This is a genomic window from Streptomyces sp. NPDC043427 (assembly GCF_056436655.1).
Genome location: NZ_JBWKCC010000002.1, coordinates 170027 through 196257, shown reverse-complemented (window position 1 = coordinate 196257; position 26231 = coordinate 170027). Strand labels below are relative to the sequence as shown.

The following is a 26231-nucleotide window of genomic DNA, read 5'->3' as shown; positions in this document are numbered from 1 at the left end:
AATCGAACGTGACGCCAGTCCCCATCGACGTGACGCCTGCCGCATTAGTACGACTGCGAGCGGCTCCCTGTGGACAACCGACTCACCCGTCCCGGGCGACCTGGCAGCATGGCCGTGTGACAGCAGCAACGCACTCCACGCTCTTCCCGCAGGCACCGGACACTGCCGACGCGGTGCTCGAAGGGCTCGACCCCGAGCAGCGCGAGGTGGCCACCTCCCTGCACGGGCCGGTGTGCGTACTGGCGGGCGCCGGCACCGGCAAGACCAGGGCGATCACCCACCGCATCGCCTACGGAGTACGCGCGGGGATCCTCCAGCCGTCCAGTGTGCTCGCCGTCACCTTCACCAACCGCGCCGCCGGAGAGATGCGCGGGCGGCTGCGCCTCCTCGGCGCGCAGGGGGTCCAGGCCCGCACCTTCCACTCCGCCGCGCTGCGGCAACTGCAGTACTTCTGGCCGAAAGCCATCGGTGGCTCCCTGCCCCGGCTCGTCGACCGCAAGATCCAGCTCGTCGCCGACGCGGCCGCCGCCTGCCGTATCCGGCTCGACCGGGGCGAACTACGCGACGTGACCGCCGAGATCGAGTGGTCGAAGGTCACCCAGACCGTCCCCGCCGACTACGCGCCGGCGGCCGCCAAGGCCGGCCGGGACACGCCCCGCGACCCCGCCGAGATCGCCCAGCTCTACTCCGTCTACGAGGACCTCAAGCGCGACCGCGGCGTCATCGACTTCGAGGACGTCCTGCTGCTGACCGTCGCCGTCCTGCAGGACCGGCACGACATCGCCGAACAGGTGCGCGCCCAGTACCAGCACTTCGTCGTCGACGAGTACCAGGACGTCAGCCCCCTCCAGCAGCGTCTGCTGGAGCTGTGGCTCGGCGACCGGGACAACCTGTGCGTGGTCGGCGACGCGAGCCAGACCATCTACTCGTTCACCGGGGCGACCCCCGACCACCTCCTCGACTTCCGCACCCGCCACCCCGGCGCCACCGTCGTCAAGCTGGTCCGCGACTACCGCTCCAGCCCGCAGGTCGTCCACCTCGCCAACGGGCTGCTCGCCCAGGCTCGCGGCCGCGCCGCCGACCACCGGCTCGAGCTGGTCTCCCAGCGCGCCCCGGGGCCCGAGCCCGCCTACACCGAGTACACCGACGAGCCCGCCGAGGCGGAGGGTGCCGCCCACCGCATCCGTGACCTCATCGACGCGGGCGTCCCAGCCGGCGAGATCGCCGTCCTGTTCCGCACGAACGCCCAGTCGGAGACCTACGAACAGGCCCTCGCGGATGCCGGGGTGCCCTACCAGCTGCGCGGCGCCGAGCGGTTCTTCGACCGGCCCGAGGTGCGCAAGGCGGGCATCGCCCTGCGCGCCTCGGCCCGCTTCGGCGGCAACGACTCCCTCCTCGCCGACGCCGTCGACCTGCCCTCCCAGGTGCGGGCCGTGCTCTCCGGAGAGGGCTGGACCACGCAGCCCCCGGCCGGCTCCGGAGCCGTCAGGGAGCGCTGGGAGTCGCTGGCCGCGCTGGTGAACCTGGCGCAGGACTTCGCCGCCGTCAAGCCCGGCGCCACCCTGGCCGATCTGGTTGCCGAACTCGACGAGAGGGCGAACGCCCAGCACGCGCCCACCGTGCAGGGCGTCACTCTCGCCTCGCTGCACTCCGCCAAGGGCCTGGAGTGGGACGTCGTGTTCCTGGTCGGGGTCGCCGAGGGCATGATGCCGATCACCTACGCCAGGACCGAGGAACAGATCGAGGAGGAGCGCCGCCTGCTCTACGTGGGCGTCACCCGCGCCCGGGAGCGGCTGCACCTCTCCTGGGCGCTGTCCCGCTCGCCCGGCGGCCGCCCGAACCGCCGCCCCAGCCGCTTCCTGGACGGGCTGCGCCCCGGCTCGGCCGGTGCCGCCGGGCGCGGCGGCACGGCCGCCTCCGGGGGCGTCGAGCGCGGCTTCGCGGGCCGGGGACCGACAGCCGTGCCGCGGCGGACGCAGCGGGCCCCCGCCCGGTGCCGGGTCTGCGGGCGCACGCTGACCGACGCCGGTGAGATGAAGCTGATGCGCTGCGAGGACTGTCCCTCCGACATGGACGAGGGCCTCTACGAGCGGCTGCGCGAATGGCGCGCGGAGCAGGCGAAGCTCAGCGGGCAGCCCGGATTCTGCGTCTTCACCGACAAGACCCTGATGGCGATCGCCGAGGCCGCTCCCGACGACCCGGGCGAGCTGGCGCGGATCCCGGGGGTCGGCGCGCGCAAGCTCAACCGCTACGGGGCCGATGTCCTGGCCATCTGCGCAGGCAGAGGCCCCGGGGAGGACGATCGCCGGATCTGACGCGAACTCGTCGAAAAAATAGTTTGCGCATGCCCCAGCAATCCCCATAGGTTCTTAGCCACGGGGACGGAGGCCTTCTCGGGGGCCCCGATTCCGTGCTGTACTTGCATACCCGCGCGGACTGGTTCACCCCAGTCCCTGAGACGCCGAGAGGAGGCGATTCCAGTGATCAGCATCGAGACCAGCTCCATCAGCACCGCCAAAATGACCGATCGCTCGGTCGTCTCCCTGTGCCTGCTCGGCGACTCCCCTCTGGGCACCGGTCTGTCCGGCATTCGTGCCGTGCGTCCGGCGTCCGCCCTGTCTCTCTCGGGCCTTCCCGTCCGTGAGCGCAATGAGCGACCGACCAAGGCACTGGAAGCAGCAGTAAAGGCACAGGCGCAGGCCTATGCCTTCACGGCGACCGGTGCCGGATTCCGGAAGCAGACGACGCAGCACCACCTGATGTGGGCCTTCCGTGGGCCAGAACCCTGGAGTGATCCAGCCTGACAGTCGATCAGGCCGGCGCCTTCAGGGCCGCGGAACCCCACCCGGGATCCGCGGCCCTTCTGTTTTCCCCGAACGGGGACGACGGAGCGAAGGGGCCTCGGGACAAGAAAAGAACCCGGTACCAGCCGCCACCCGGTCCAACAGGACCGGAAACGACCAGACGAGGAAGACGAACCGTGCAACTCGAAGCGCACGCCCCGTCCGTACCGCCTTCCGAAACGATCCCCCCGCCCGGCCTCACGGAGGACTCCACCTTGACCCCGCTCACTCCGCTCACCGCGCTCACCGCGCTCGACGACGCCATCGAGAACCTCGGCGTACCCGTCCCCTGCCGCTCCTACGACCCGGAGGTCTTCTTCGCCGAGTCGCCGGCCGACGTCGAGTACGCCAAGTCCCTGTGCCGCACCTGCCCGCTGATGGAGGCCTGCCTCGCCGGCGCCAAGGAACGGCGTGAGCCGTGGGGCGTCTGGGGTGGCGAGCTGTTCGTCCAGGGTGTTGTCGTCGCCCGGAAGCGGCCGCGTGGCCGCCCGCGCAAGAACCCGGTCACGGCATGAACACCGCAGGAACGATCGACCGCCCCCTCACGCACGACCCCAAGAAGCAGGCCCCGATGAAGCCGTCCACCAGCGAGCCCGCCGGCTCCGCGACTGAAGACGTCACCACCACCGGCGCGAACGACTCGCGCCAGAACAGGACCCGAGAGATGCAACTCATCCCAGAAGCCCTGGCTCGTGCGCATATGCACGAGCGACTGCACGAGGCGGAGCGGGAACGCCGGGCCGTGCGCCTGGCGACCGCCCGCCGGATGCAGCGCCGGGCCGAGCGCGCCTCGATGCGCGCCCGCCGCGCGCTCGCCATGGCGGTCATGCAGTAAGGCCTCACTCACCTGAAGCGGTGGCCTCCCGGCCCAGGGAGGCAGAGCTCTCCCGCGGGGGCCGGTCCGACCGAACGGACCGGCCCCCGCGGTGCGTTGTGCGCGCCGGGCAGCCGATCAAGCGAGCGCGGCGCTATGGTCGCCAAGGTGACGAGTCTTCCCGGAGGCAGTGCCGACGTCGGCTCCGCGAAGGAGCCCCACCCCCTCGTGTGCGCCCGCTGCGGCACTCCGGCCGAGAGCGCGCAGCCCGCCACCTGGACCTGTTCCGTGGAGAACGGCGTGCGCCGTTACTTCTGCGAGGGCTGCGCCCGGGAGCACCTCAGGGCGATCGAGGGGCGGCTGGACTCGGGCTGGTGGTGACGGCTGCGGCCTGCGGGCCTCATGCCTCCGCCGCCGACTCCTCCTCGCCCATGTCCTCGTCCAGGTCCCCCTCCGGCACGAACCCGGGGAGCCACTCCTGCAGTTCCTCGCGCATCCGCACCGTCGCACCGAGCTGGCACAGCACGCCGATCGTGCTCAGCGTCACCCGGTGTATGAGGAGATAGGCCGGAGGCAGGTTGAGGCGCTTGCCCAGCTGGTAGGCGGGGGAGCGGGGGTCGGCGATGCGGGCGGCCTGGCTGCGCATCCAGCCGCGGGTGAAGGTGAACTCGTCGACCTGAGCCGGCTCGATGATCGGCAGGAGGTAGTCGAGGACCGCGTCGGGTTCCAGGTCGATGGACTCCTTGACGAATCCCTCGGCGCACAGGAGCTCGTAGACGGCTTCCGCCTCGCCGTCGAGCGTCATCCGCAGGGAGTCGCCGATGGGCGTCGGCAGGCCGCCCGGGAGGCGGTCGACCGTACCGAAGTCCAGGACGCCCAGACGCCAGGACTCCTCGTCGTCCGGTCCACCGGGCAGGAGACGGAAGTTGCCGGGGTGCGGGTCGGCGTGCAGGAGGCCGGTGCGGGCCGGGCCGGAGAAGAGGAAACGGGCCAGGAGCTGCCCGGCGCGGTCCCGCTGCTCCTGCGTGCCGTCGGAGATGATCTCCGACAGCGGGATGCCGTCGATCCACTCGGTGACCAGGATCTGATCACACTGATGGACCACCGCCGGCACCACGACGTCGGGGTCGCCCGCGAACTCCTCCGCATGGGCCTGCTGCGCCTGGGCCTCCAGTTCGTAGTCGAGTTCCTCGGAGACACGGTCCCTGAGCTCGGAGATCAGGGGCTTGATGTCCATGCCAGGAATGAGCGGGCCCAACAGCCGGGCGAAACGGCTCAGTTGGTTCAGGTCGGACAGCAGGGCGTCACCGGCGCCCGGGTACTGCACCTTGACCGCGACCTCACGGCCGTCGTGCCACACGCCCCGGTGAACCTGGCCGATCGAGGCCGCTGCGGCCGGCTTGTCCTCGAACTCCAGGAACAGGCTCTGCCAGTCCTCACTGAGCCGCTCCTCGAGCACGGCGTGCACCGTGCGCGTCGGCATGGGCGGCGCCGCCTCCTGGAGCTTGGTGAGGGCCGCGCGGTAGGGACCCGCGACTTCCTCGGGCAGCGCCGACTCGAAGACGGACAGCGCCTGCCCGAACTTCATCGCGCCGCCCTTCAGCTCGCCGAGCACCTTGAACAGCTGCTCCGCGGTGCGCTGCTGCAGCTCACGGCCGACGAGCTCCGCCGACTCACCCACGATCCGTTTGCCGAGCCCCCAGGTGGCCCGCCCGGCGAAGCCGAGCGGAAGCGCGGCGAGCTTGGCGGTCCGTGTGACCGCCTTCCGGGGAAGATCAGACATGCGCCCTCCAAGTCCCAGCCGGCCGCGCCGCGCCTGCCTTACGGCATAACTCCGTTGACGGCCGTTGCCCCGCCATTGTCGCGTGCGAGCCGTCGGTCTCCGAAGTGTGTTCTCCCTCAGCTTCTTTCTCAGCTACTTTCTCAGCTTGGTCCACGGCTCTCCGCAGCTTCTTCCTCTGCCTTCCGCGCGGCCCCGCACGGGCATGCGGGGTGCGCCCGGACCGGTCGCGCGTGCCACTGCAGGCCCGGCACGGAGACCTCCCAGCGGGCTCCCGCGCTCGACGGCAGGTGACCGTCCAGGAAGGCGAGCGCGTGCGCGGCGGCCAGTCCGGCGACGGTCGTGGCCAGCGCCAGATCGCAGGGGCGGACCTGGCGCGGCTTCCCGGAGCGCCACTGCGCGACCAGCCGCGGCCAGGTCGGATCCCGGTCGGCGCGTCCCTCCTGAAGACAGCCCGCGCAGCCCGTCTCCCCGGGCAGGACGAAGGGGCCGACCACGCCGGTCCCTTCCACGACGCCCGTATAGAGGTGCGGGGTGCCGGAGGAGACGAGCGGAGCGGCGCCGGACGGGCACGGTGAGTGCACGGCGACGTCGTCCCGTGGGGCGAGGATCACCAGGGAGAAGCCGGGGTCCGCCTCCTCGGGCCGCGGGCGGGTGCCGTGGCGCGATGGCCGGTCAGGGGCGGCACGGCGCGCCGCACGGCGGGCCGCCTCGTCCCGGCGCTCGCCGACGGCCTCGGCGGGCAGCCCGCCCGGTGCCACGTCCCACGGCTCGACCCGGCCCCCGTCGCGGACGTCGACCTCGCCGACGCCTGCTCCGGCCAGCAGCGAGGCCAGCACCGCGCCCACCCTGCCCGCGCCCCTGACCTGCACCCGCAACGAGCGGCGGGCGGCCAGCCGGACGATGGCGTCGCCCGGTTCCCTGGTGATCAGGGAGAGTGAGGCGAGGTCCGGGCGGAGCCGGTCGAGGGCCTGCTTCCTGCCGCGCAGGGCGTCGGCGGCGGCCCCGCCTCCCTTCGCGTCGTCGAGGAGTCCCGCCCGCGACAGCCGTTCCACCAGCGTGTCGACCTGGCCGTCCGGCAGGCCCACGCGGCGGCCCTCCTCACGCAGCAGCGCCATGCCGCAGGTGCCGTTGAGCCGGTCGAGGAATTCGCCCGTGGCTCTGTCCATCGGACCGAGTGTCATGGCGTGCGCCGGAGTCATCCCGAACTGCACGGTGTCGAGGTCGCGCCAGCCGCGCCGCAACGCGGGCTTCACCGTCGGATGCATGTGTGTCCCCCCGTAGCCCTGGTAACTCCCCGTGAGCCGACGGAGCGGGGGCGTGGGGGCGTCCTCGCCCCGCCGGCGAGTGCCAGCATGCCCGGCCGGGCCGACGGACGTCGGAAGTTGTCCACAGGCTGTGGGGAATCTTCGTACAAATCACTCTTCGTGTCGGTCGTACTCATCGAACGCGCGGTGGGCGATCAGAATCGAAACATTCCGGACCGGGACTTCCCTGTGTGCAGCGGGTAACGTCGGGGCGTGCCCGCCGAACCCCTGCACAGCGCCGGAACGCCACAGCGCAGCGCGACGAGCCAGCCGCCCAGCGGCTCGGGGGCGAGCGCGATCGAGGTCCGCAGGAGTACCCGGCGCCGCCGGACGGTCTCCGCGTACCGCGAGGGCGATCGCACCATCGTGCTCATCCCCGCCCGGATGTCCGAGGCGGAGGAGCAACGCTGGGTGAGCGTCATGCTCGACAAGCTGGCCGCCCAGGAGAGCAAGCGGGCGCTCGGCGACACCGAGCTGGCCGAGCGCGCCGAGCGGCTGTCGGACCAGTACTTCGCAGGCCGGGCCCGGCCCACCTCGGTCCGCTGGGTCACCAACCAGAACACCCGCTGGGGCTCATGCACTCCGGCCGAGGGCAGTATCCGCCTGTCGCACCGGCTGCAGGGCATGCCCGAGTACGTCATCGACTACGTCCTCCTCCACGAGCTCGCGCATCTGCTCGTGCCCGGACACGGGCCGCGCTTCTGGCGCCTGCTCGAGGCGTATCCGAGGACCGAACGGGCCCGCGGCTATCTCGAGGGGGTGGTCGCCGCCGACCGGCTGCCTCATCCCCCCGGCGCGCGCGACGACTGACGTCCCGCGCGCGTGGGCACGTAGGGCACTCGGCACACCCGCGTGGGCACGTAGGGCGCCCGGCGCCCGCCCGCGCTCTGCGCCCGCCTCGCCGCTGATCGCGGGTTGTGTACCGGGTCTGTACCGACTTCGTGCGATGTCGGAGTTAGCCGTTAGCCTGGCGCGACGCACTCGCATTCGGGATGGGGGACGGTCGTTACGCATGGCCAGGGAATTCCAACGCGGCCACAAGGCCAAGATCAGTGACCTCACGCCGGGCACGGATCTGTACGTAGGCGTGCAGATCTCCGGCCCGGGGCTGACGTTCGACATCAGCTGCTTCGGTCTGGACGCCGATGAACGGCTCTCGGACGACCGGTACTTCATCTTCTTCAACCAGCCGAAGTCCCCCGAGGAGTCCATCCAGCTCCTGGGTGCGCAGGCGGGTGACACGGAGTCGTTCCGGGTCACCCTCGACCGGATCCCGGCGCAGATCCACAAGCTGTCGTTCACGGCGACGGTCGACGGCGCCGGCCAGATGTCGCAGGTCGGCCCCGGATACATCCGGATCGTCGCGGGCGGCGAGGAAGTGGCCCGGTACTCCTTCGACGGCTCGGAGTTCTCCACGGAGCGGGCCGTGATGCTGGGCGACTTCTACCTCAAGGACGTCTGGCGGTTCGCGGCCGTCGGACAGGGCTTCGACGGCGGTCTCGACGCGCTGCTGAAGAACTTCGGCGGCGAGGTGCTGGAGGAGGAGACGCCCGCGGCCCCGCAGCAGCAGTCCGGCGCCGCTCCCGGCTTCGCCCCGCCCGCCCAGGCCACCGCCCCTCCCGCGTTCGGCGCCCCGTCCGCCCCGGCCCCGGCGCCCACCCCGCAGCAGCCGCAGCCTGCCGCGCAGGGCTTCGCGCCCCCGCCCGGAGCCACTCCGCCCCCGGCGCCCACGCCCGGGGTGCACGCCGCGCCGACCATTGTCGCGCCCATGACCCCGCCCGGCGGTGCCCCACCGCCCCCGGCTCCCGCCCCCGCGCCCTACGGCCAGCCGCCCCAGCAGCAGCCGTACGGCCAGGCCCCCGGCCAGACCGCCCCCCTGCCCCCGGGCTACGCCCAGCCCCAGGCCCCCCACGCCCCGACGCCGCCGCCCGGGTACGGCCAGCAGCCGACCCCGCCCCCGGGCTACGGCCAGCAGCCCCCGTTCGGGCAGGTCCCCGGCCAGCAGACCGGCGGCTACGGAGTGCCGCAGGGCGCGCCCCAGGGCGCCGGTGTGGCTGCCGCGCTGCAGCAGTTCAAGGAGACGCCGACCGGGCAGCGCTGGACGCAGCAGAACAAGAAGCTCATCCGCGTCGACCTCGGCATGGGCGGCCAGCCCGTGCTGGCCCGCCAAGGCAGCATGGTGCTCTACCAGGGCAAGGTCGACTTCAGCTACAAGGGCGCGGGCTTCGCCGGCCGGATCGTGGGCAACGCGACCGGCCAGGAGATGCAGCTGATGCGCTGCACCGGCCAGGGGCAGGTCTTCCTCGCCGAGAACTCCACGATGCTGCACCCCATCGAGCTCCAGGGCGACGGCATCTGCGTGTCCGCCGAGAACGTCCTCGCCTTCGACGAGAGCCTCCAGTACGAGGTCCGCCGCATCGAGGGCCACGGCATTCCCGGCGGCGCGCTGTTCACGATGCAGTTCACGGGCACCGGCACGATCGTCGTGAAGACGCACGGCACGCCGGTCGTGCTGCCCGTCACGCCGACGACGTTCGCCGACTGCAACGCCGTGGTCGCCTGGTCGGCCGCCTCCCAGGTCGTCGTCTCCAGCCAGGTGCGGATGCGCCGCAACGCCTACCCGGGCGACACCGGTGAGAGCGTCAACCTCCAGTTCCGGGGCGCGCCCGGCAACTTCATCGTCGTCCAGCCGTACGAGGTCTGAGGGAGCCCGTCATGAACCAGCCGCTCGCGGGCTACGCCCCCGCACCCGTCACCGCCCGCATGGAGAACCACGGCAACCACATGCTGAAGGTCGCCATGCAGACCGGAAACGACCTCTTCGCACGCGTGGGCTCGATGGTCGCCTACGAGGGCTTCGTCCAGTACGAGCCCAACCCGCCGGCCGTGCGCCAGATCGCGAAGGACTGGATGACCGGCGAGGGCGCGCCCCTGATGAAGTGCTCCGGCGACGGGCTGCTCTACCTCGCCGACTACGGGGCGAACGTCGTCGTGATCAACCTCAACGGCGACGGCATCTCCGTGAACGCCACCAACCTGCTCGCCTTCGACGCGCACCTCACGTGGGGCGTCGAGCGGGTGAAGGGCCTGGCGAAGTTCGCCGGACAGGGCCTGTGGAACACCAAGATCTCCGGGCAGGGCTGGGTCGCGCTGACCTCCCGGGGCAAGCCCATCGTCGTCGACTGCGGTGGCGGCGAGAACGAGACGTACGTCGACCCCGACGCGCTCGTCGCCTGGTCCCCCAACCTCAAGGTCAAGGGCAAGCGCAGCTTCAAGGCGCAGTCGCTGATCGGCCGGGGCAGCGGTGAGGCCTACCAGATGGCCTTCTCCGGAGAGGGCATCGTCGTCGTCCAGCCCAGCGAGGACAGCACCGACCGCCTCCGGGTGCGGGGCTGAGGGGGAGCCAGAAACGCCATGCAGAGCCCGCTTTTCGCCTACAACGACCAGCAGACCCAGGAGCGCTGGAGCCTGCAGAACAAGCAGATGCTCCGCGTCACCCTGGAGGGTCACGACGACATCCTCGCCCGCAAGGGCACCATGGTCGCCTACCAGGGCCTCGTCGAGTTCGACGCCGAGTACCAGAGCAACCAGCAGTCACGCGCGCGTGCGCACACCGGGGAGGGCCTCGATCTGATGCGCTGCCACGGGCAGGGCACGGTCTACCTCGCCAACCTCAAGCAGCACGTCCACCTGGTGGACGTGGAGCAGGACGGGCTCACGGTCGACAGCAGCTACGTCCTCGCGATGGACTCCTCGCTGCACCACGAGGTCATCGCCGTCGACAGCCTGTACGGCATCTCCGGCTCCGGGAAGTACCAGCTCAACATCACCGGCCGCGGCAGGGTCGCCCTGATGACCTCGGGCGCGCCGCTGATGATGCAGGTCACGCCCGACAAGTACGTCAACTGCGACGCTGACGCGATCGTCGCCTGGTCCACCGGGCTGCGCGTGCAGATGCAGGCCCAGACGCACTCCTCCGGGGTGTGGCGGAGGCGTGGCAACACCGGTGAGGGCTGGGAGCTCAGCTTCATGGGCACCGGCTTCGCACTGGTCCAGCCGAGTGAACTGCTCCCGCCGCAGAACGCCCAGATCGGCTCCGGCCTGGCCGCGCAGTACGGCATGGGCCAGCAAGGCGCCCGGGGGCAGAACCAGGGCAACGTCTGGAGTTGAGCACGGGTAAGGGGTGACGGCAATTGCAGTCACCCCTTACATGTTCAGAGCCTGGCCCGTGTCGCCTCCAGCAGTCGTACGACGGAGTCGTCCGCGACGTCCGCCACCTCGTCGTACGCGAACCACCGCAGGTCCAGGGACTCGTCGCTGATCGCCTCCACCGCGTCGGCCGGGGCGAGCGCCGCGTACTGCACGTCGAGATGCCAGGCGCAGGGCGTCAGGTGCCGGTCCAGCCGCACCGGGCCGCCCGGCAGCAGTGTCAGCCCGGGGATGCCCGACTCCTCCGTGCCCTCTCGAAGGGCCGCCGACGCGAGTGTGGCGTCGTCCGGCTCGCAGTGGCCGCCCATCTGCAGCCACATCCGCAGCTTCTTGTGGAGGGTCAGCAGGACCCGGGCCCGCTCGGGGTCGATCACCAGCGCGCTCGCCGTGATGTGCCCGTCCGCGCAGGCCTTCCACATGCCGTCCGGGTGCTGCGCCAAGTGGTCGAGGTAGGTCTGGCGCAGCTCTCCCTGGTCCTCGTAGCCCTTGAGCACGAGGACCGCGTCGTCGTACAGGCTCACTCGGTGTCGTCGCCCTTGCTGTCGCCCTCGTCCTTCTTCTTCAGGTCGGGCTTGTCCGCCGCCTCGCCGAGCATCTTGTCCAGCTCGGAGAAGTCCAGCTGCTCGCGGTGGACGAAGCCGTCCGGGTCGTCCAGGTCGGACGCCGTCGGCAGCATGTCCGGGTGGGCCCACAGGCCGTCACGGCCGTCGACACCGCGCGCGTCCGTGAGGGAGGCCCACAGACGGGAGGCGTCACGCAGCCGGCGCGGGCGCAGTTCCAGACCGATCAGCGTGGCGAACGTCTGCTCCGCGGGACCGCCCGAGGCACGACGGCGGCGCAGCGTCTCGCGCAGCGCGTCCGCCGACGACAGACGGGGCTTCGCGGCCGCGTGGACCACCGCGTCCACCCAGCCCTCGACCAGGGCCAGGGCCGTCTCCAGACGGGCCAGGGCGGCCTTCTGCTCGGGCGTGTCCTCCGGCTGGAACATGCCCTGCTGGAGGGCGTCCTGCAGCTGCTCCGGGTTCTGCGGGTCGAACTGGCCGACCACGTCCTCCAGCTTGGCCGTGTCGACCTTGATCCCGCGCGCGTATCCGTCGACCGCGCCGAACAGGTGCGAGCGCAGCCACGGCACATGCGCGAAGAGGCGCTGGTGGGCGGCCTCGCGCAGGGCGAGGTAGAGCCTCACCTCCTCCTGCGGCACGCTGAGGTCCTTGCCGAACGCCTCGATGTTCACCGGGAGCAGCGCGGCCTTCCCGGCCGGGCCGAGCGGCAGGCCGATGTCGGTCGACCCGACGACCTCGCCCGCGAGGACGCCCACGGCCTGTCCGATCTGCGTGCCGAACATGGCGCCGCCCATCGAGCGCATCATGCCGATCAGCGGGCCGGCCATGGCCTGCATCTCCTCCGGCAGGACGTCGCCCATCGCCGCGCCGACGCGCTCGGCGACCGGGTCGACGAGCTCCTTCCACGCGGGCAGTGTCGCCTCGACCCACTCCGCGCGGCTCCAGGCCACCGCGGAGGCGGCACCGGACGGCAGCGACGTCGCGTCGTCCAGCCACAGGTCGGCCAGGCGGACTGCCTCCTGCACCGCGGTGCGTTCGGAGGGGCCGACACTGGTGTCCTTGGTGCCGTCTGCGGTCCCCTGGGAGACCGTCTGGCGGGCGATCTGCTTGGCCATGTCCCAGTTCACCGGGCCGCCCTCGTAGGAGAGCATCTGGCCCAGCTGCTGGAACGCGGCGCCCAAGTCGCTGGGGTTCAGGGAACCGAACATGGCAGCGAGCGGGTTGTCCGCGCCGGGGCCGCCAAAGCCTCCGGCACCGGGCAGACCGCCGAAACCGAACGGGTTGGCGGGTCCCTGACCACCACCGCTCTGCTGGTCCTTCTTCTTGCCCTCGTCGCCGTCGTCCGGCTCCTCCGGCGGAAGGCCGAATCCGAATGGGGTGTCACTCACGGGAATCCTCGGCTGGTAAGGCCGCCGGTTCTCTCCGACGGCGCGACTGCCCGACAACACCACCCAGCGTAGACACCACCGGCCGTTAGGGCCTCGGTGCTTCGCCGAGTCACGGCCTGCGGCAGGATGGATGCCACCTGGTACGTACGCGTCACTCGCGCTCGTACTGAAGACAACCGCTGGAGACGCCCGGTGAGTTCCCCAGATCCGCAGGTTCGCGCACCGCGAAACAACTCGACCAGTCCGGCCATCCGCGGCCCCGTCGTCGCGGTCACCGGTGCAGCGTCCGGCGTCGGCGCGCTGCTGACCGAGCGGCTCGCCGCGTCGGGTGAGATCAAGCAGGTCGTCGCCATCGACGAGCGCAGGGGCGAGTGCGCGGCCGCGCAGTGGCACATCCTCGACGTGCGTGATCCGGCCATCGCGGAGAAGCTGCGCGGCGCGGACGTCGTGGTGCATCTGGCGCTCGACCTGGACCTGGGGTCCGACACTTCCGCCCGGACGGCCTACAACGTGCGAGGGACGCAGACCGTACTCACGGCCGCGGCCGCGGCCGGGGTGCACCGTGTGGTGCTGTGCACGTCCGCGATGGTCTACGGGGCGCTGCCGGACAACGAGCTGCCGTTGTCCGAGGACGCGGAGCTGCGAGCGACCGCGGAGGCGACCGGGGTCGGGGACCTGCTGGAGATCGAGCGGCTCGCGCGCAGGGCTCCGCGGGCGCATCCCGGGCTGAACGTCACCGTGGTGCGGCCGGCCGTGCTGGTGGGAGGTACGGACACCGCGCTGACGAGGTATTTCGAATCGCCTCGGCTGCTGGTCGTGGCCGGGTCGCGGCCGGCCTGGCAGTTCTGCCATGTCGAGGACCTGGTGGGGGCGCTGGAGTACGCCGTCCTGGAGAAGGTCGAGGGGGAGCTGGCCGTCGGGTGTGACGGGTGGCTGGAGCAGGAGGAGGTCGAGGAGCTCAGCGGGATCCGGCGGATGGAGCTGCCGTCCGCCGTAGCGCTGGGCGCGGCGGCCCGGCTGCACCGTATCGGGCTCACGCCGTCCCCGGCGGGGGATCTGGCGTACACGATGTACCCCTGGGTGGTGAGCGGGAGTCGGCTCCATGACGCGGGGTGGCGACCGCAGTGGACCAATGAGGAGGTGCTCGCGGAGCTGTTGGAGGAGGTGTCCGGGAGGCACACGGTCGTCGGTCGGCGGTTGGGACGCAAGGACGCGACGGCCGCGGGGGCCGCGGGGGCGACGGTCGCGTTGTTGGGTGCGGCGGCAGTGGTGCGGCGGGCTCGGAAGGTGCGGCGGAGGATCTGAGAGCCGCCGCCCGGTGGCACGCGGTCATCTGTAGGACGCTCCGAACCGGTGCCCGCGCGTGCTGGTGACAGCCCTGTTCACCCACGTCCCTGTTCACCCGCGTCGCGCGCGTGCGGCACGATGGACACATGGCATCCAGGAACGATCACCCGGGCGAGCAGGCCGCTGAGGACCCCGTGAAGCTCATCGGCATTCGTGAGACACCCCTCTCTCTGGACGAGATCTTCCGAGCTGTCGGGGACGACGCCGCAGGGGGGACCGCGTTGTTCGTGGGGACCGTGCGCAATCACGACGCGGGCACTGACGTCGACGAGCTCCGGTATTCCTGCCACCCCAGTGCGGAGGCCGAGATGCGGCGGATCGCGGAGAAGGTGGTCGCCGCGTACCCGGTGCGGGCGCTGGCGGCCGTGCACCGGGTGGGGGACCTGAAGGTCGGTGACCTCGCTGTGGTCGTCGGCGTGTCGTGCCCGCACCGGGGCGAGGCCTTCGAGGCCTGCCGGAAGCTGATCGACGACCTCAAGCACGAGGTGCCGATCTGGAAGCACCAGAAGTTCTCCGACGGCACGGAAGAGTGGGTCGGCGTGTAGCGCCGTCGTTGAGGGGTGGTGGTCGGGCGACGGGAGGGCGGGTCGGCGTGTAGCGCCGTCGTTGAGGGGTGGTGGTCGGGCGACGGGAGGGCGGGTCGGCGTGTAGCGCCGTCGTTGAGGGGTGGTGGTCGGGTGACGGGAGGGCGGGTCGGCGCCTGCTGAGCCGGCCCGGTCGGGCCTCGGCATCGCTCCGGTTGCGTAACCGCACCCCTGGCATGAGCGTTGTCAGTGCGGATGGTTAATCTGCTGATCAGTCAGTTGCGGTCGCTCACTTGGGGTTGGGAGGTCGGGATGGCGGCGCTCGCCTGGTTGCTGATTCCGCTGATGGCTGCGATCGTCGCCGGAGTGTGGGGGAGTTGGGCCAACCGGACCCGCAAGGCCCGCGGCGACGGCCCTGAGCTCGACGGATACGCCCGTTTCCGCGCCGCGATGGAGAAGCCGCGCTCCGGTACCTGAGGGCGGCCCTGACGGTGTGCTGACAGAGGCGTCCCGTACTGTCGAGACATGCCACGCCGCACCGCGACGATGCTCGCCTCCACCCTGATGCTGATCGCGCTCCTGTGCGCGGGAGTGTTCATCCCCGTGCCGTACTCGGAGATGTCCCCGGGGCCGACGGTGAACACCCTCGGCGATCACGACGGCGAGCCGGTGCTGCAGATCTCCGGGCGCAAGACCTACCCGGCGAGCGGTCACCTCAACATGACCACCGTGCGGGTCACCAGCGCCGACTACCGGATGAACCTCGTCGAGGCCGTCTACGGCTGGCTCGCGCACGACAACAAGGTCGTGCCGCACGACACGCTCTACCCGGACGGCAAGACCGAGGAGGAGTCCACCCAGGAGAACGCCGAGGAGTTCAGCCAGTCCCAGGAGAGCGCCAAGGTCGCCGCCCTGAAGGAACTCGGCGTCCCGGTGAAGTCCTGGGTGATCGTCTCCACCGTCGGCAAGGCGACACCGGCCGAGGGCAAGCTGCACGCGGGTGACGTCATCAAGGCGGTCGACGGCACGACGGTGAAGGCACCCGACGACGTCGCCAAGCTGGTGACCAAGCACAAGCCGGGCGATGACGTCGTCTTCACGATCGTGCCGGCCAAGGAGCAGGCCGCCGCCGAGAAGGAGAACAAGACGGCGACGCGCACCCAGGACATCACGATCACCACCACGACCTCGAACGACCAGGGCGCCAAGCGCGCCATCGTCGGGATCTCCGCAGGAACCGACCACACGTTCCCGTTCACGATCGACATCAAGCTCGCCGACGTCGGCGGACCGAGCGCCGGTCTGATGTTCTCGCTCGGGATCTACGACAAGCTCACCCCGGGCGACCTCACCGGTGGCAAGTTCGTCGCGGGTACCGGGACGATCGACGACGACGGCAAGGTCGGCCCCATCGGTGGCATCGAGATGAAGACCGTCGGCGCCCGCGACAAGGGCGCCCAGTACTTCCTCACGCCCGCCGACAACTGCGCGTCCGCCGCCAAGGACACCCCCGCCGGGCTGCGGCTGGTGAAGGTGAACACCATCGAGGACGCCCTCGGCGCCCTCAAGGACATCCGCAGCGGCGACACCGCCGACCTGCCGAAGTGCACCACCAAGGGCTGACAAGCAAGCCGCCCTCGTACGACGAAGGGGGTGCCCCTCGAAGCAAGGGGCACCCCGTCGTCGTACACGCAGACCTCAGTCGACGAAGGTGGCCGCCAGCGCCTCCGCGAGGCCCGGAACCAGGTCGGAGCCGGTGAGGACCTCCGTGGGGGCGTCCTTCTCGCGCAGACGCAGGGCCGACTCACGGGCGCCGTCCCGCAGGACCGCGACCGTCATGCGGACCTCCTGGCGGTCGGGGTGCTCGGCGACCCACTGAGTGAGCTTCTTCTCGTTGAGCCCCTCAGGGACCTGGGCCTCGGCGGACGGCGGCAGCATCAGGCGCTCCACGGTGAGGGCGCAGCCGGCCACCGCGTCGGGCCAGGCGATCGTGCCCAGGAACTCGTCGAGCGCCTTGTCCGTTGGAATCTCGTCCTGCTCGATCGGGGTGAGGCCGGTGCTCTCCGGCTCGTCGTCCCCCAGGCCGAGCTGGGCCGCGAGCGCGGGTTCCTGGACCCGCAGCCGTGCGGTGTCGACGAGGGCGAAGAGGCGGGCGGGCTGGTCCCAGCCGAGGCCGGAGGCGTACTCGTCGATCTCGAGTACGGCCCGGGTGAGCGGGCTCGCTGCCATGGGAGTGTTGGACATGGTCACAATCCTGCCTCGTTCCCACCCGGAATCGGGAACCGAGTAAACGGTGAGTAAGTTGCATAGGTGTGGGCCCACGATCACGGGGGGCCCCGGACGGTCCACGAACACGCGGGCCTGACGAATCGACAGCGAACTTCGAGGGGCGCACCTTGGCTTTCCAGATGCCGGACCGCGGCGGAGGCCCGACAGGGCCGCGGATGAGAGTGGGCCGCCCGTCCCGGCGTGTCCGGACCCTGCTCATGACGCTGGGCGTCCTTGCCGTCCTCGGTATGGCGTTCACCATGTTCGCGGGCTTCTGGACGGACTGGCTCTGGTACCGCTCGGTGAACTACTCGTCCGTCTTCACCACCACGCTGTGGACCAAGATCGGGCTCTTCTTCGTCTTCGGTCTGTTGATGGCCCTCGCGGTCGGCTTCAACATCTGGCTGGCCCACCGGCTGCGCCCGCCGCTGAGCGCGATGTCGATGGAGCAGCAGAGCCTCGACCGCTACCGCATGGGCATCGCGCCGTACAAGAAGTGGCTGCTGCTCGGGATCACCGCCCTGGTGGGACTGATCGCCGGCGCCTCGGCGTCGGGCCAGTGGCGGACCTGGCTGATGTGGGTCAACGGCGTCTCCTTCGGACAGAAGGACCCGCAGTTCCACCTCGACGTCTCGTTCTACGCCTTCGACCTGCCCTGGTACCGGTTCCTGCTCGGCTTCGGCTTCGCCGCCGCGATCCTGTCGGTGATCGCCGCCGCGCTCACCCACTACCTCTACGGCGGGCTGCGCGTCACCAGCCCGGGCGCGCGCGCCACCGCCGCGGCCACCGGCCATCTCTCGGTGCTGCTCGGCGTCTTCGTCGCCCTGAAGGCGGTCGCGTACTGGCTCGACCGGTACGGCCTCGCGGTCAAGTCCAGCGACTTCAAGGCGACGGACAACTGGACCGGCCTGAGGTACGTGGACGCCAACGCCTACCTGCCGGCCAAGACGATCCTGTTCTGCATCGCCGTCATCTGCGCCCTGCTGTTCTTCGCCACCCTGTGGCGGCGCACCTGGCAGCTGCCCGTGATCGGCTTCGGCCTGATGGTGCTCTCCGCGATCCTCATCGGCGGGCTGTACCCGGCGATCGTGCAGAAGTTCCAGGTCCAGCCGAACGAGCAGGCCAAGGAAGCGCCGTACGTCGAGAAGAACCTCAAGGCGACGCGTGAGGCGTACGGCATCGACGGCGCCAAGGTCACCGAGTACTCGGGCAAGAGCAACGCCGATGACAAGACCAAGCTGCGCGACGACGTCGACGACACGGCGAGCATCCGCATCATGGACCCGAACGTCGTCTCGCCGACCTTCCAGCAGCTCCAGCAGATGCGGAAGTACTACGCGTTCCCGAACAACCTGGACGTCGACCGCTACAACAAGGACGGCCAGGACCAGGACACGGTCATCGGTCTGCGTGAGCTGAACCTCGCGGGCGTCGACAAGCAGAACTGGATCAACAACCACTTCCGCTACACCCACGGTTACGGCGTGGTCGCCGCCAAGGGCACCACGGCCGATGCCGAGGGCCGCCCGCTCTTCACCGAGTCCGACCTGCCGTCCCAGGGCGACCTCGGGACGTACCAGCAGCGGATCTACTACGGCGAGAAGACATCGACGTACTCGATCGTCGGCGGTCCCCAGAAGGAGATCGACTACTCCGACGACAACGGCGAGAAGACCACCACCTACACGGGCAAGAGCGGGGTCAACCTCTCCAACCCGGTGAACCGGGCCGCGTACGCGGTGGCGTTCGGTGAGCCGCAGATCCTCTACTCCGGTGCCATCGGCGAGGGTTCGCGGATCCTGTACAACCGCACGCCGAAGGAGCGCGTCGAGGCGGTCGCCCCGTGGCTGACCATCGACGGCGACGCCTACCCCGCGGTCGTGGACGGCAAGATCCAGTGGATCGTCGACGCGTACACGACCACCAACGGCTACCCGTACGCCTCCCGTACGACCCTCGGTGACACGACGGCCGACTCGCTGACCGCGACCAACAACTCGCGCGCGGTGGTGGCCCAGCAGAACCAGGTCAACTACATCCGTAACTCGGTGAAGGCGACCGTCGACGCGTACACCGGCGACGTCAAGCTCTACCAGTGGGACACCAAGGACCCGGTCCTGAAGACCTGGATGAAGGCGTTCCCGGGCACGGTGGAGCCCAAGAGCGACATCTCGTCGTCGCTGATGGCACATCTCCGGTACCCGCAGGACCTGTTCAAGGTCCAGCGCGAACTGCTCTCCCGCTACCACGTGAAGGACGCGACGACGTTCCTGAGCGGCAGCGAGGTGTGGCAGGTGCCGGACGACCCGACCAACAAGTCGGGCAACGCGGTGCCGCCGTACTACCTGAGCATGAAGATGCCCGACCAGACGCAACAGGCGTTCTCGCTGACGACGACGTTCACGCCGAACGGCCGTGACAACCTCAGTGCGTTCATGTCGGTCGACGCCGAGGCGGGCACCAGCGACTACGGCAAGATCAGAATCCTGAAACTGCCGACGAGCACGACCGTCGACGGGCCCAAACAGGTCCAGAGCCAGTTCAACTCCGAACAGGACATCGCCGAGTCGATCAGGCTGCTGAAAGGCGGCGACTCGGAGGTCGAGTACGGCAACCTGCTGACCGTGCCGCTCGACGGCGGACTGCTCTACGTGGAGCCGGTCTACGTACGCGGTGGTGGACTCAAATACCCGCTGCTGCGCAAGGTGTTGGTGACGTACGGCGGCACCACCGCCTTCGAGGACACGCTCGACGAGGCCCTCAACAAGGTCTTCGGAGCGGAGGGCGCGACGCCCGAGCCACCGGAGGAGGGCGGTACGACGCCACCGCCGACGTCGGACAACCCGACGGTCCAGGAGGCGCTGAACGACGCCCAGAAGGCCTTCGAGGACGGGCAGAACGCCCTGAAGGAGCAGGACTGGACGAAGTACGGCGAGGCGCAGAAGGACCTCGAGGACGCGCTGCAGCGGGCCGAGGACGCCCAGGCCGAGGCCGACAAGAAGGCCGGCAGCGGCAACAAGGGCACCAGCAGCCCGAGTCCGAGCGCCACTCCCAGCGGTAAGCCGGGCAGCACTCCCAGCGGTAAGCCGAGCGGTAGTCCCAGCGGTTGATCAAACCCACCCCGCGCCGTGATACGGTTGCAGAACAACGGCGCGGGGTGGAGCAGCTCGGTAGCTCGCTGGGCTCATAACCCAGAGGTCGCAGGTTCAAATCCTGTCCCCGCTACTGAAGTCGACGACGAGTCGTGCGACAGCGAAGGCCCGGATCCTCCAGAGGATCCGGGCCTTCGTGGTGTGCGAACGCATGTGCCGCGCCAAGTGATGGTCGCGCCGCTGTGGGGAGTTGAGGGAACTGTGTTTGACTTGTCTCTCTGTGGGCATGTCGACAAAACGCTGAAGTGACCTCACTGGCTGCGGTATACGAGGTGTACCCAGGTTGCAGGTGGTGCGACGATGGACGTTATGGGGGACAAGGCAACTCTGTTCGAGACAGGGCGATTTGTGCAGCCTTCCATGGGGGAGGAAACCCGGGACGAAACCGGGCAGACCGCCGAGGAGGCGGCTGAGGAAGCAGCCGAGGAGGTTCGGCAGCGGCTCGCGGCGGAGGCCGGCGACGTCGAGGCGATGAGCGTCCTCGGAAGCATGCTGCTGCGCCGCGGCGATCTTGACGCAGCCGAGCCCCATCTGCGTGCCGCCACCGCAGCCGGCGACCGGGCCGCGGCCAACAACCTGGGAGTCCTTCTTCACCAGCGTGGCTACGCCGACGACGCCGCCGGGTGGTGGCGGATCGCCGCCGTCGCCGGTTCCGCCGCGGCCGCGCACGCCCTCGGCCGCCACCACCGCGAGCGCGGGGACGAGCCGGCCGCCGAGTACTGGCTGCGCCAGTCCGCCGAGCAGGGGCACGCGCTCGGCGCCTACGCGCTCGCCGACCTGCTGGAGCACCGCGGGGACGAGCGGGCCGAGCGGTGGATGCGGGCCGCGGCCGAGCGCGGGCACCGCGAGGCGGCCTACCGGCTGGCCCGCGCGCTGGACCGCAGAGCCGGGCGGGCGGACGAGGCGCGTGCGGGTGAGATGCGTGTGGGTGAGGCGCGGGCGGGCGAGGCCGGGCCCGACAAGGGTGGCCCCCCGGGCGGGGGCGAGGCAGAGCAGTGGTACCGGCAGGCGGCCGCGCGCGGGCACAGACGTGCCGCGCTGCACCTCGGGACGATCCTGGAGAAGCGCGGGGAGCTCAAGGAGGCCGGGCGCTGGTACCTGACTTCCGCCAAGGACGGGGAGGCGCGGGCCGCCTGCGCCCTCGGGTTCCTGCTGCGGGACGCGGGGGACACCGAGAGCGCCGCCGTGTGGTGGCTGCGGGCCGCGCAGGACGGTGACGGCAACGCGGCGAACGCGCTGGGTGCGCTGCACGCCGAGCGGGGCGAGACGCAGACCGCGGAGCGGTGGTACCGGGCCGCGATGGACGCGGGCGACGTGAACGGCGCGTACAACCTCGGGCTGCTCTGCGCCGAGCAGGGCAGGACCGCGCCGGCCGAGCAGTGGTACCGGCGCGCGGCGTACGCCGGGCACCGGGAGGCGGCGAACGCGCTGGCGATCCTGCTGCTGCAGGGCGGGGACACCGCCGGTGCCGAGCCGTGGTTCTCCAAGGCGGCGGAGGCGGGCAGCGTGGACGCGGCCTTCAACCTGGGCATCCTCCACGCCGGGCGCGGCGAGGACGAGGCCGCGCTCCGCTGGTACGAGCGGGCGGCGGCCGCCGGGCACACCGAGGCGGCGCTGCAGGTCGGGATGGCCCGGCTGCGGGACGGGGACGAGCAGGCGGCGGAGCGGCATCTGCGGTGCGCGGCGGGGGGCGGCAGCGCGGAGGCGGCGTACCGGCTGGCCACCGTGCTGGACGCGCGGCGGCCGCCGACGTCCACGCACGAGCTCGGGGAGTCGGTGCACGAGAAGACCGAGTGCGAGGAGTGGTACGAGCGGGCGGCGTCCCAGGGGCACCGGCGGGCGCAGGTGCGGGTGGGGATGCTGGCCGCGGCTCGGGGCGATGTCGTGGAGGCGGCTCGGTGGTACCGGGAGGCGGCCGAGGCCGGGTCTCGCAACGGGGCGTTCAATCTGGGGCTGCTGCTGGCTCGGGAGGGGAGCGAGCCGGAGGCGGCGGTGTGGTGGACGCGGGCGGCTGACGCCGGGCATGGGCGGGCGGCGTTGCGGCTGGCCTTGGTCTACGCGCGTCGGGGTGAGCTGGCGGAGGGGCAGCGGTGGGCCGACCGGGCGGTGGGGCTGGGGCCTGCGGAGGTGGCCGAGCGGGCGGCGCGGTTGCGCGACGCGTTGCGGGAGGAGCTGTCGGCGTGAGGTTCTGTGGCGCCGGGTGAGTCTCGTCGGCCCTGGTGAGCCAGGTGTCCGGCGCCGGCGTCACCGTCGCGGTGTTTCGCCCTCGCAGCCCCTGCCCGTGCCGCCCCTGGGGGGCGCGCCCCCGGACCCCCGCTTCGGCCTGCGGCCTCGTCCTCGTTACCTCTCCCACGTCGAACAGTGACTGGCAGACGCCGGACGGGGTGGAGGAGGCCGGCCTGCGTTCTTATCGATTTGCTTCTCTGTGGGTCCTTCACGTAACGTTGCATTCATCGACGCGGGGTGGAGCAGCTCGGTAGCTCGCTGGGCTCATAACCCAGAGGTCGCAGGTTCAAATCCTGTCCCCGCTACTGAAGGCCGAGGGCCGGAATCCGAAAGGGTTCCGGCCCTCGGTGCGTGTGGTCGGAAGCAAGGCAAGGCCAGCGTCAGCACAAAGCCCCGGCACCCATGAGTGGGGCCGGGGCTTTCAGCTGGGAGCGGGCTATGCCGCCGCGCAGTTCGGGCAGACGCCGCGGTAGGTGACCTCGACGTCCGAGACCGTGAAGCCGAAGCGCTCGGAGTCGGGGAGGTCCGCCAGCGGGTTGCCGGCGGGGTGGACGTCGCGGATCGCGCCGCACTGGGCGCAGACGAGGTGGTGGTGCGGACGGTGCGCGTTCGGGTCGTACCGCTTCGCGCGCTTGTCCGTGGCGACCTCGAGCACCTCGCCGAGGGAGACCAGCTCGCCCAGCGTGTTGTAGACGGTCGCCCGGGAGATCTCGGGCAGCTTGGCGACAGCCCGCGTGTGGACCTCGTCGGCCGTCAAGTGGACGTGATCGCCGTCGAGGACCTCGGCCACGACGCGCCGCTGCGCGGTCATTCGCCAGCCGCGTCCGCGCAGCCGTTCCAGAAGGTCACTCATGAGAACCAGCCTAACAGCAAGGGCGACAAGAATCCGAACCTGTGTGACTTTGGACTTCTGCTTGAACTGGACTAAGTCCAATGTGGTGCTTTGCCGGCCACCTGCCGGTGAACCGCCCGCACGCCACCGAGGCGCGCATCGACGCGCGGGACGGCTTCCTCTACGACGGCGCCACAAGGGCGCGAAGAACTATGCAGGCGGCACGGGACCGCTTGTCGTGAGCGAACGGGCCGGGCTTCCTCGGTGAGGGGGCGTCCGGCCCGTTCGGCCCTTCAGGGAGGTGCTCAGGCCGGCGCGTGCTGTCGCGCCGGTACCCAGCAGCGGATGATGTCGCGGACGGAGACGATGCCGGTCGGTTCGCCGCCGTCCAGGACGATGAGGTGGCGGAAACCGCCGTGGGTCATGGCGTGCGCGGCCTCCTCCAGGGTCCAGGACGGAGTGGCGAACACGACGTCGTTGGTGGTGTGGGCGTGGGTGCGCTCCGTGTCCGGGTTCTGGCCGAGGCCCACGGAGTTGAGGATGTCGCGTTCGGTGAGGATGCCGATACCGCCGGCATCGGGGTCGAGGACCACGGCCGCGCCCACCCGACGGGCGGACATCAGGGCGGCGGCCTGGCGGAGGGTGTGGGCGGGTCCGATGGTGAGGACCACCGTGCTCATGGCGTCGCGGACGAGCATGGGTTCCGAGTCACCTCCTGGAGCCCCTGAATTCGTTCAGGGGTTCACAAGTTCACAAGTGAGGGTCCCCTCAGAGTGGCAGGTAAAGCGGAGGTCAACAAGAGGGCGTGCGCGGCCGATCGAGGGCGCGCACGCTCATCCCGTTCTTCGTACTTGGCGCGCCGTGCCGCTCACGCACGCTGGCCGAGATACCCCAGCAACTCGTCGTGCAGCAGCCCGTTCGAGGCGGCCGCGTTGCCGCTGTGCGGGCCCGGACGGCCGTCGAGCCCGGTGAAGGCGCCGCCGGCCTCCGTCACGATGATCGCGTTCGCCGCCATGTCCCACAGGGACAGCTCGGGCTCGGCGCACACGTCGACGGAGCCCTCGGCGACCATCATGTACGGCCAGAAGTCGCCGTACGCGCGCGTGCGCCACACCTGGCGGGTCAGGTCGAGGAAGCCGTCCAGCCGGCCCTGCTCCTCCCAGCCGCTCAGTGAGGAGTACGCGAAGGAGGCGTCCGCGAGCTGTGAGACGCGGGAGACGTGCAGGCGGCTCGCGGAGGACAGGCTGCGGCCGCCGAAGGCGCCGTGCCCCTTCGCGCCCCACCAGCGGCGGCCCAGGGCGGGCGCGGAGACGAGGCCCACGACGGGCTGGTAGCCGCCCTCTCCCGCCTCCATCAGGGCGATGAGGGTGGCCCACACGGGGACACCGCGGACGTAGTTCTTCGTGCCGTCGATGGGGTCGATGACCCAGCGGCGCGGGCCGGACCCCTCGACGCCGTACTCCTCGCCGAGGATCGCGTCCCGGGGCCGGGCGCGCTGGAGCTGGCCGCGGATGAGCTCCTCCGCCGCCTTGTCCGCCTCACTCACCGGAGTCAGGTCCGGTTTGGTCTCGACCTTGAGGTCGAGTGCCTTGAAACGGTCCATGGTGGCGGCGTCCGCGGCGTCCGCGAGAACGTGCGCGAGGCGGAGGTCGTCGAGGTAGTCCGGCATGGAGGGAACGGTATCTGCCTCCGGTGACGGCGGGCTACAGGGGCCCGGGGTGCCGGGGACGCGCTTCGAGGTGTCGCACGACCGGGGCGGCTCGGGTGGCAGGCGCTGTCGGAAAGGTTCGGGACGGATGCATGCCCGCGGCGGGGCCCGGGCAGGAGTGCCGACGATGTACCACCCCTCAACCTCCCGCGTGCGCCTGCCAATAGGCGCCCCCCGATGCCCTCGCGAACCCTTGACAGTGCCTCGGTACGCGTCAAATCTGGGCGCAGAGTCGCTCGCCCCGGGGAGGCGATGATGCCTGCAGCGCGGGAGTCCCTGTTGGATGCCGCTTACGAGGCGCTGGAGCGCCGGCCGTGGTCCGCCGTGCGCATGGTGGACGTCGCCGCGGCGGCCGGGGTGTCCCGGCAGACGTTGTACAACGAGTTCGGCAGCAAGGAAGGGCTCGCGCGGGCGCTCGTCCGCAGGGAGGCCGACGGCTATCTCGCCGGGGTCGAGCGCGCGCTCACCACCCCCGCCGACGCCCGGGACCGGCTGACCGCGACCGCCGAGTGGACAACGTCGGCCGCCCGCGAGAACGCGCTCGTACGGGCCATGCTCACCGGCTCCTGGAACGAGCGCCTGCCCTCGCCGACGCTCTCCGGGGTGCCCTCCTCCTCGGCCCTGCCGGCGCAGCGGCGGGCGGACGGCCCGCTGCCCTCGCCCGCGGACTTCGTGGCGATGGTCCGCGACCGTGCCGTGGCCGTGATCACCGGCCCCGGTGCCGGTGCGGTCAGGCCGGACACCGCCGACCTGGCCCGCTCCTGTGAACTCGCCGTGCGCCTGGCGCTGTCCTGTGTAGCGGCGCCGCCCGGCGACGGCGGGGTCGCGGAGCTCGTACGCGGAGCCCTGTACCGCCAGTCGGTCTGAGCGGCCCGGTGTTCGGCTCTCAGCGCGCCTCGCCTCTCAGTGCGCCGACCCCGACAACTGGAGCCCGATCACGCCGATGACGACCAGGCTGATCGAGACGATCTTCAGCGTCGACACCAGGTCGCCGAGGAAGACCATGCCGTAGATGGCGGTGCCCGCCGCGCCGATGCCCGTCCACACGGCGTAGGCGGGGCCCACGTCGAGCTTCCTCAGTGACAGGGTCAGAAGGCCGAAGCTGCCGAGGGCGAAGACGCAGAACGCGACGGTCGGCCAGAGCCTTGTGAAGCCGTGCGACAGCTTCAGACAGACGGCGAACCCCGTTTCGAGGAACCCGGCCACTATGACCAGCAGCCACGCCATGTGCTGTCCTCCCGTACTGTCCACGTCCGGTGACCGCTTCGTC

Annotated in this window: 26 protein-coding genes and 2 tRNA genes; 19 read left to right on the top strand and 9 right to left on the bottom strand. The window is 70.8% G+C overall.

What is annotated here, in order from left to right; genetic code table 11:
* Positions 1–8 precede the first annotated feature (8 nt).
* From AC067M_RS04775 to AC067M_RS04755, 5 genes are all read left to right on the top strand, one after another.
* Positions 9–2315, top strand: coding sequence for an ATP-dependent DNA helicase UvrD2 (locus AC067M_RS04775; RefSeq protein WP_478695528.1), 2307 nt, complete (start codon positions 9–11; stop codon positions 2313–2315).
* Between the two features lie 165 nt (positions 2316–2480).
* Positions 2481–2804, top strand: a complete 324-nt coding sequence (locus AC067M_RS04770) for a hypothetical protein (protein WP_478695527.1) — start codon at positions 2481–2483, stop codon at positions 2802–2804.
* Between the two features lie 176 nt (positions 2805–2980).
* Positions 2981–3358 (top strand): WhiB family transcriptional regulator, encoded by a 378-nt coding sequence (locus AC067M_RS04765; RefSeq protein ID WP_365672506.1) that lies wholly within the window; start codon positions 2981–2983, stop codon positions 3356–3358.
* Positions 3355–3678 (top strand): hypothetical protein, encoded by a 324-nt coding sequence (locus tag AC067M_RS04760; protein WP_478695526.1) that lies wholly within the window; start codon positions 3355–3357, stop codon positions 3676–3678. The genes AC067M_RS04765 and AC067M_RS04760 overlap by 4 nt, the downstream gene beginning before the upstream one ends.
* 147 nt (positions 3679–3825) lie before the next feature.
* Complete coding sequence (locus tag AC067M_RS04755; RefSeq protein WP_478695525.1) at positions 3826–4038, top strand: hypothetical protein; 213 nt, start codon at positions 3826–3828, stop codon at positions 4036–4038.
* Positions 4039–4057: 19 nt separating this feature from the next.
* Here AC067M_RS04755 and AC067M_RS04750 read toward each other — a convergent pair whose 3' ends face one another.
* Together AC067M_RS04750 and AC067M_RS04745 are read right to left on the bottom strand one after the other, a co-directional pair.
* Positions 4058–5440: an ABC1 kinase family protein gene (locus tag AC067M_RS04750; RefSeq protein WP_478695524.1), complete on the bottom strand. Its 1383-nt coding sequence runs from the start codon at positions 5438–5440 to the stop codon at positions 4058–4060.
* Between the two features lie 140 nt (positions 5441–5580).
* The gene (locus AC067M_RS04745; RefSeq protein WP_478695523.1) at positions 5581–6705 is read right to left on the bottom strand and encodes a TOMM precursor leader peptide-binding protein; all 1125 of its coding nucleotides are present in this window, start codon (positions 6703–6705) and stop codon (positions 5581–5583) included.
* 252 nt (positions 6706–6957) lie between these two features.
* Between AC067M_RS04745 and AC067M_RS04740 the strand changes: the two genes are divergently transcribed.
* From AC067M_RS04740 to AC067M_RS04725, 4 genes are all read left to right on the top strand, one after another.
* Positions 6958–7554, top strand: coding sequence for a M48 metallopeptidase family protein (locus AC067M_RS04740; RefSeq protein ID WP_478695522.1), 597 nt, complete (start codon positions 6958–6960; stop codon positions 7552–7554).
* Positions 7555–7756: 202 nt separating this feature from the next.
* The gene (locus AC067M_RS04735) at positions 7757–9448 is read left to right on the top strand and encodes a TerD family protein (protein ID WP_478695521.1); all 1692 of its coding nucleotides are present in this window, start codon (positions 7757–7759) and stop codon (positions 9446–9448) included.
* Positions 9449–9459: 11 nt separating this feature from the next.
* Positions 9460–10140 (top strand): AIM24 family protein, encoded by a 681-nt coding sequence (locus AC067M_RS04730; protein WP_478695520.1) that lies wholly within the window; start codon positions 9460–9462, stop codon positions 10138–10140.
* Positions 10141–10158: 18 nt separating this feature from the next.
* The gene (locus AC067M_RS04725) at positions 10159–10914 is read left to right on the top strand and encodes an AIM24 family protein (protein WP_478695519.1); all 756 of its coding nucleotides are present in this window, start codon (positions 10159–10161) and stop codon (positions 10912–10914) included.
* A gap of 44 nt (positions 10915–10958) precedes the next feature.
* Here the strand turns inward: AC067M_RS04725 and AC067M_RS04720 are convergent, their stop codons facing one another.
* Together AC067M_RS04720 and AC067M_RS04715 are read right to left on the bottom strand one after the other, a co-directional pair.
* Positions 10959–11474 carry an NUDIX hydrolase gene (locus AC067M_RS04720; protein ID WP_478695518.1) on the bottom strand — a complete coding sequence of 172 codons (516 nt, stop codon included), beginning with the start codon at positions 11472–11474 and terminating at the stop codon, positions 10959–10961.
* Complete coding sequence (locus AC067M_RS04715; protein WP_478695517.1) at positions 11471–12904, bottom strand: zinc-dependent metalloprotease; 1434 nt, start codon at positions 12902–12904, stop codon at positions 11471–11473. Before AC067M_RS04715 ends, AC067M_RS04720 begins: the two co-directional genes overlap by 4 nt.
* Before the next feature lie 192 nt (positions 12905–13096).
* On the opposite strand from AC067M_RS04715, the gene AC067M_RS04710 reads away from it, so the two are divergent.
* From AC067M_RS04710 to AC067M_RS04695, 4 genes are all read left to right on the top strand, one after another.
* Entirely contained in the window at positions 13097–14209 is a 1113-nt protein-coding gene (locus AC067M_RS04710) for an SDR family oxidoreductase (protein ID WP_393620394.1), read from the top strand.
* A gap of 128 nt (positions 14210–14337) precedes the next feature.
* Entirely contained in the window at positions 14338–14796 is a 459-nt protein-coding gene (locus AC067M_RS04705) for a molybdenum cofactor biosynthesis protein MoaE (RefSeq protein WP_478695516.1), read from the top strand.
* A 291-nt stretch (positions 14797–15087) separates the two neighbouring features.
* On the top strand, positions 15088–15252 hold the full coding sequence (locus tag AC067M_RS04700; protein WP_478695515.1) for a hypothetical protein: 165 nt from the start codon (positions 15088–15090) through the stop codon (positions 15250–15252).
* Positions 15253–15300: 48 nt separating this feature from the next.
* Complete coding sequence (locus AC067M_RS04695) at positions 15301–16398, top strand: YlbL family protein (protein WP_478695514.1); 1098 nt, start codon at positions 15301–15303, stop codon at positions 16396–16398.
* Between the two features lie 75 nt (positions 16399–16473).
* Here the strand turns inward: AC067M_RS04695 and AC067M_RS04690 are convergent, their stop codons facing one another.
* The gene (locus tag AC067M_RS04690) at positions 16474–17019 is read right to left on the bottom strand and encodes a PPA1309 family protein (RefSeq protein ID WP_478695513.1); all 546 of its coding nucleotides are present in this window, start codon (positions 17017–17019) and stop codon (positions 16474–16476) included.
* A gap of 164 nt (positions 17020–17183) precedes the next feature.
* On the opposite strand from AC067M_RS04690, the gene AC067M_RS04685 reads away from it, so the two are divergent.
* From AC067M_RS04685 to AC067M_RS04670, 4 genes are all read left to right on the top strand, one after another.
* Positions 17184–20153, top strand: coding sequence for a UPF0182 family membrane protein (locus AC067M_RS04685; protein ID WP_478695986.1), 2970 nt, complete (start codon positions 17184–17186; stop codon positions 20151–20153).
* Between the two features lie 41 nt (positions 20154–20194).
* Positions 20195–20268 (top strand) — tRNA-Met (locus tag AC067M_RS04680).
* Positions 20269–20495: 227 nt separating this feature from the next.
* Positions 20496–22379, top strand: a complete 1884-nt coding sequence (locus tag AC067M_RS04675) for a tetratricopeptide repeat protein (protein ID WP_478695512.1) — start codon at positions 20496–20498, stop codon at positions 22377–22379.
* 273 nt (positions 22380–22652) lie between these two features.
* A tRNA-Met gene (locus AC067M_RS04670) sits at positions 22653–22726 on the top strand.
* Between the two features lie 131 nt (positions 22727–22857).
* Here AC067M_RS04670 and AC067M_RS04665 read toward each other — a convergent pair.
* Complete coding sequence (locus tag AC067M_RS04665) at positions 22858–23274, bottom strand: Fur family transcriptional regulator (RefSeq protein WP_478695511.1); 417 nt, start codon at positions 23272–23274, stop codon at positions 22858–22860.
* An 80-nt stretch (positions 23275–23354) separates the two neighbouring features.
* On the opposite strand from AC067M_RS04665, the gene AC067M_RS04660 reads away from it, so the two are divergent.
* Positions 23355–23495, top strand: a complete 141-nt coding sequence (locus AC067M_RS04660; protein WP_478696012.1) for a hypothetical protein — start codon at positions 23355–23357, stop codon at positions 23493–23495.
* Between the two features lie 63 nt (positions 23496–23558).
* Here AC067M_RS04660 and AC067M_RS04655 read toward each other — a convergent pair whose 3' ends face one another.
* Entirely contained in the window at positions 23559–23951 is a 393-nt protein-coding gene (locus tag AC067M_RS04655; RefSeq protein WP_478695510.1) for a CBS domain-containing protein, read from the bottom strand.
* A gap of 170 nt (positions 23952–24121) precedes the next feature.
* Positions 24122–24922 (bottom strand): histidinol-phosphatase, encoded by an 801-nt coding sequence (gene hisN, locus AC067M_RS04650; RefSeq protein WP_478695509.1) that lies wholly within the window; start codon positions 24920–24922, stop codon positions 24122–24124.
* Between the two features lie 291 nt (positions 24923–25213).
* Here hisN and AC067M_RS04645 point away from each other — a divergent pair, with 291 nt between their 5' ends.
* The gene (locus AC067M_RS04645) at positions 25214–25828 is read left to right on the top strand and encodes a TetR/AcrR family transcriptional regulator (protein WP_478695508.1); all 615 of its coding nucleotides are present in this window, start codon (positions 25214–25216) and stop codon (positions 25826–25828) included.
* Positions 25829–25864: 36 nt separating this feature from the next.
* Here AC067M_RS04645 and AC067M_RS04640 read toward each other — a convergent pair whose 3' ends face one another.
* Positions 25865–26188, bottom strand: a complete 324-nt coding sequence (locus tag AC067M_RS04640) for a DMT family transporter (protein ID WP_478695507.1) — start codon at positions 26186–26188, stop codon at positions 25865–25867.
* Between the last annotated feature and the right edge of the window lie 43 nt (positions 26189–26231).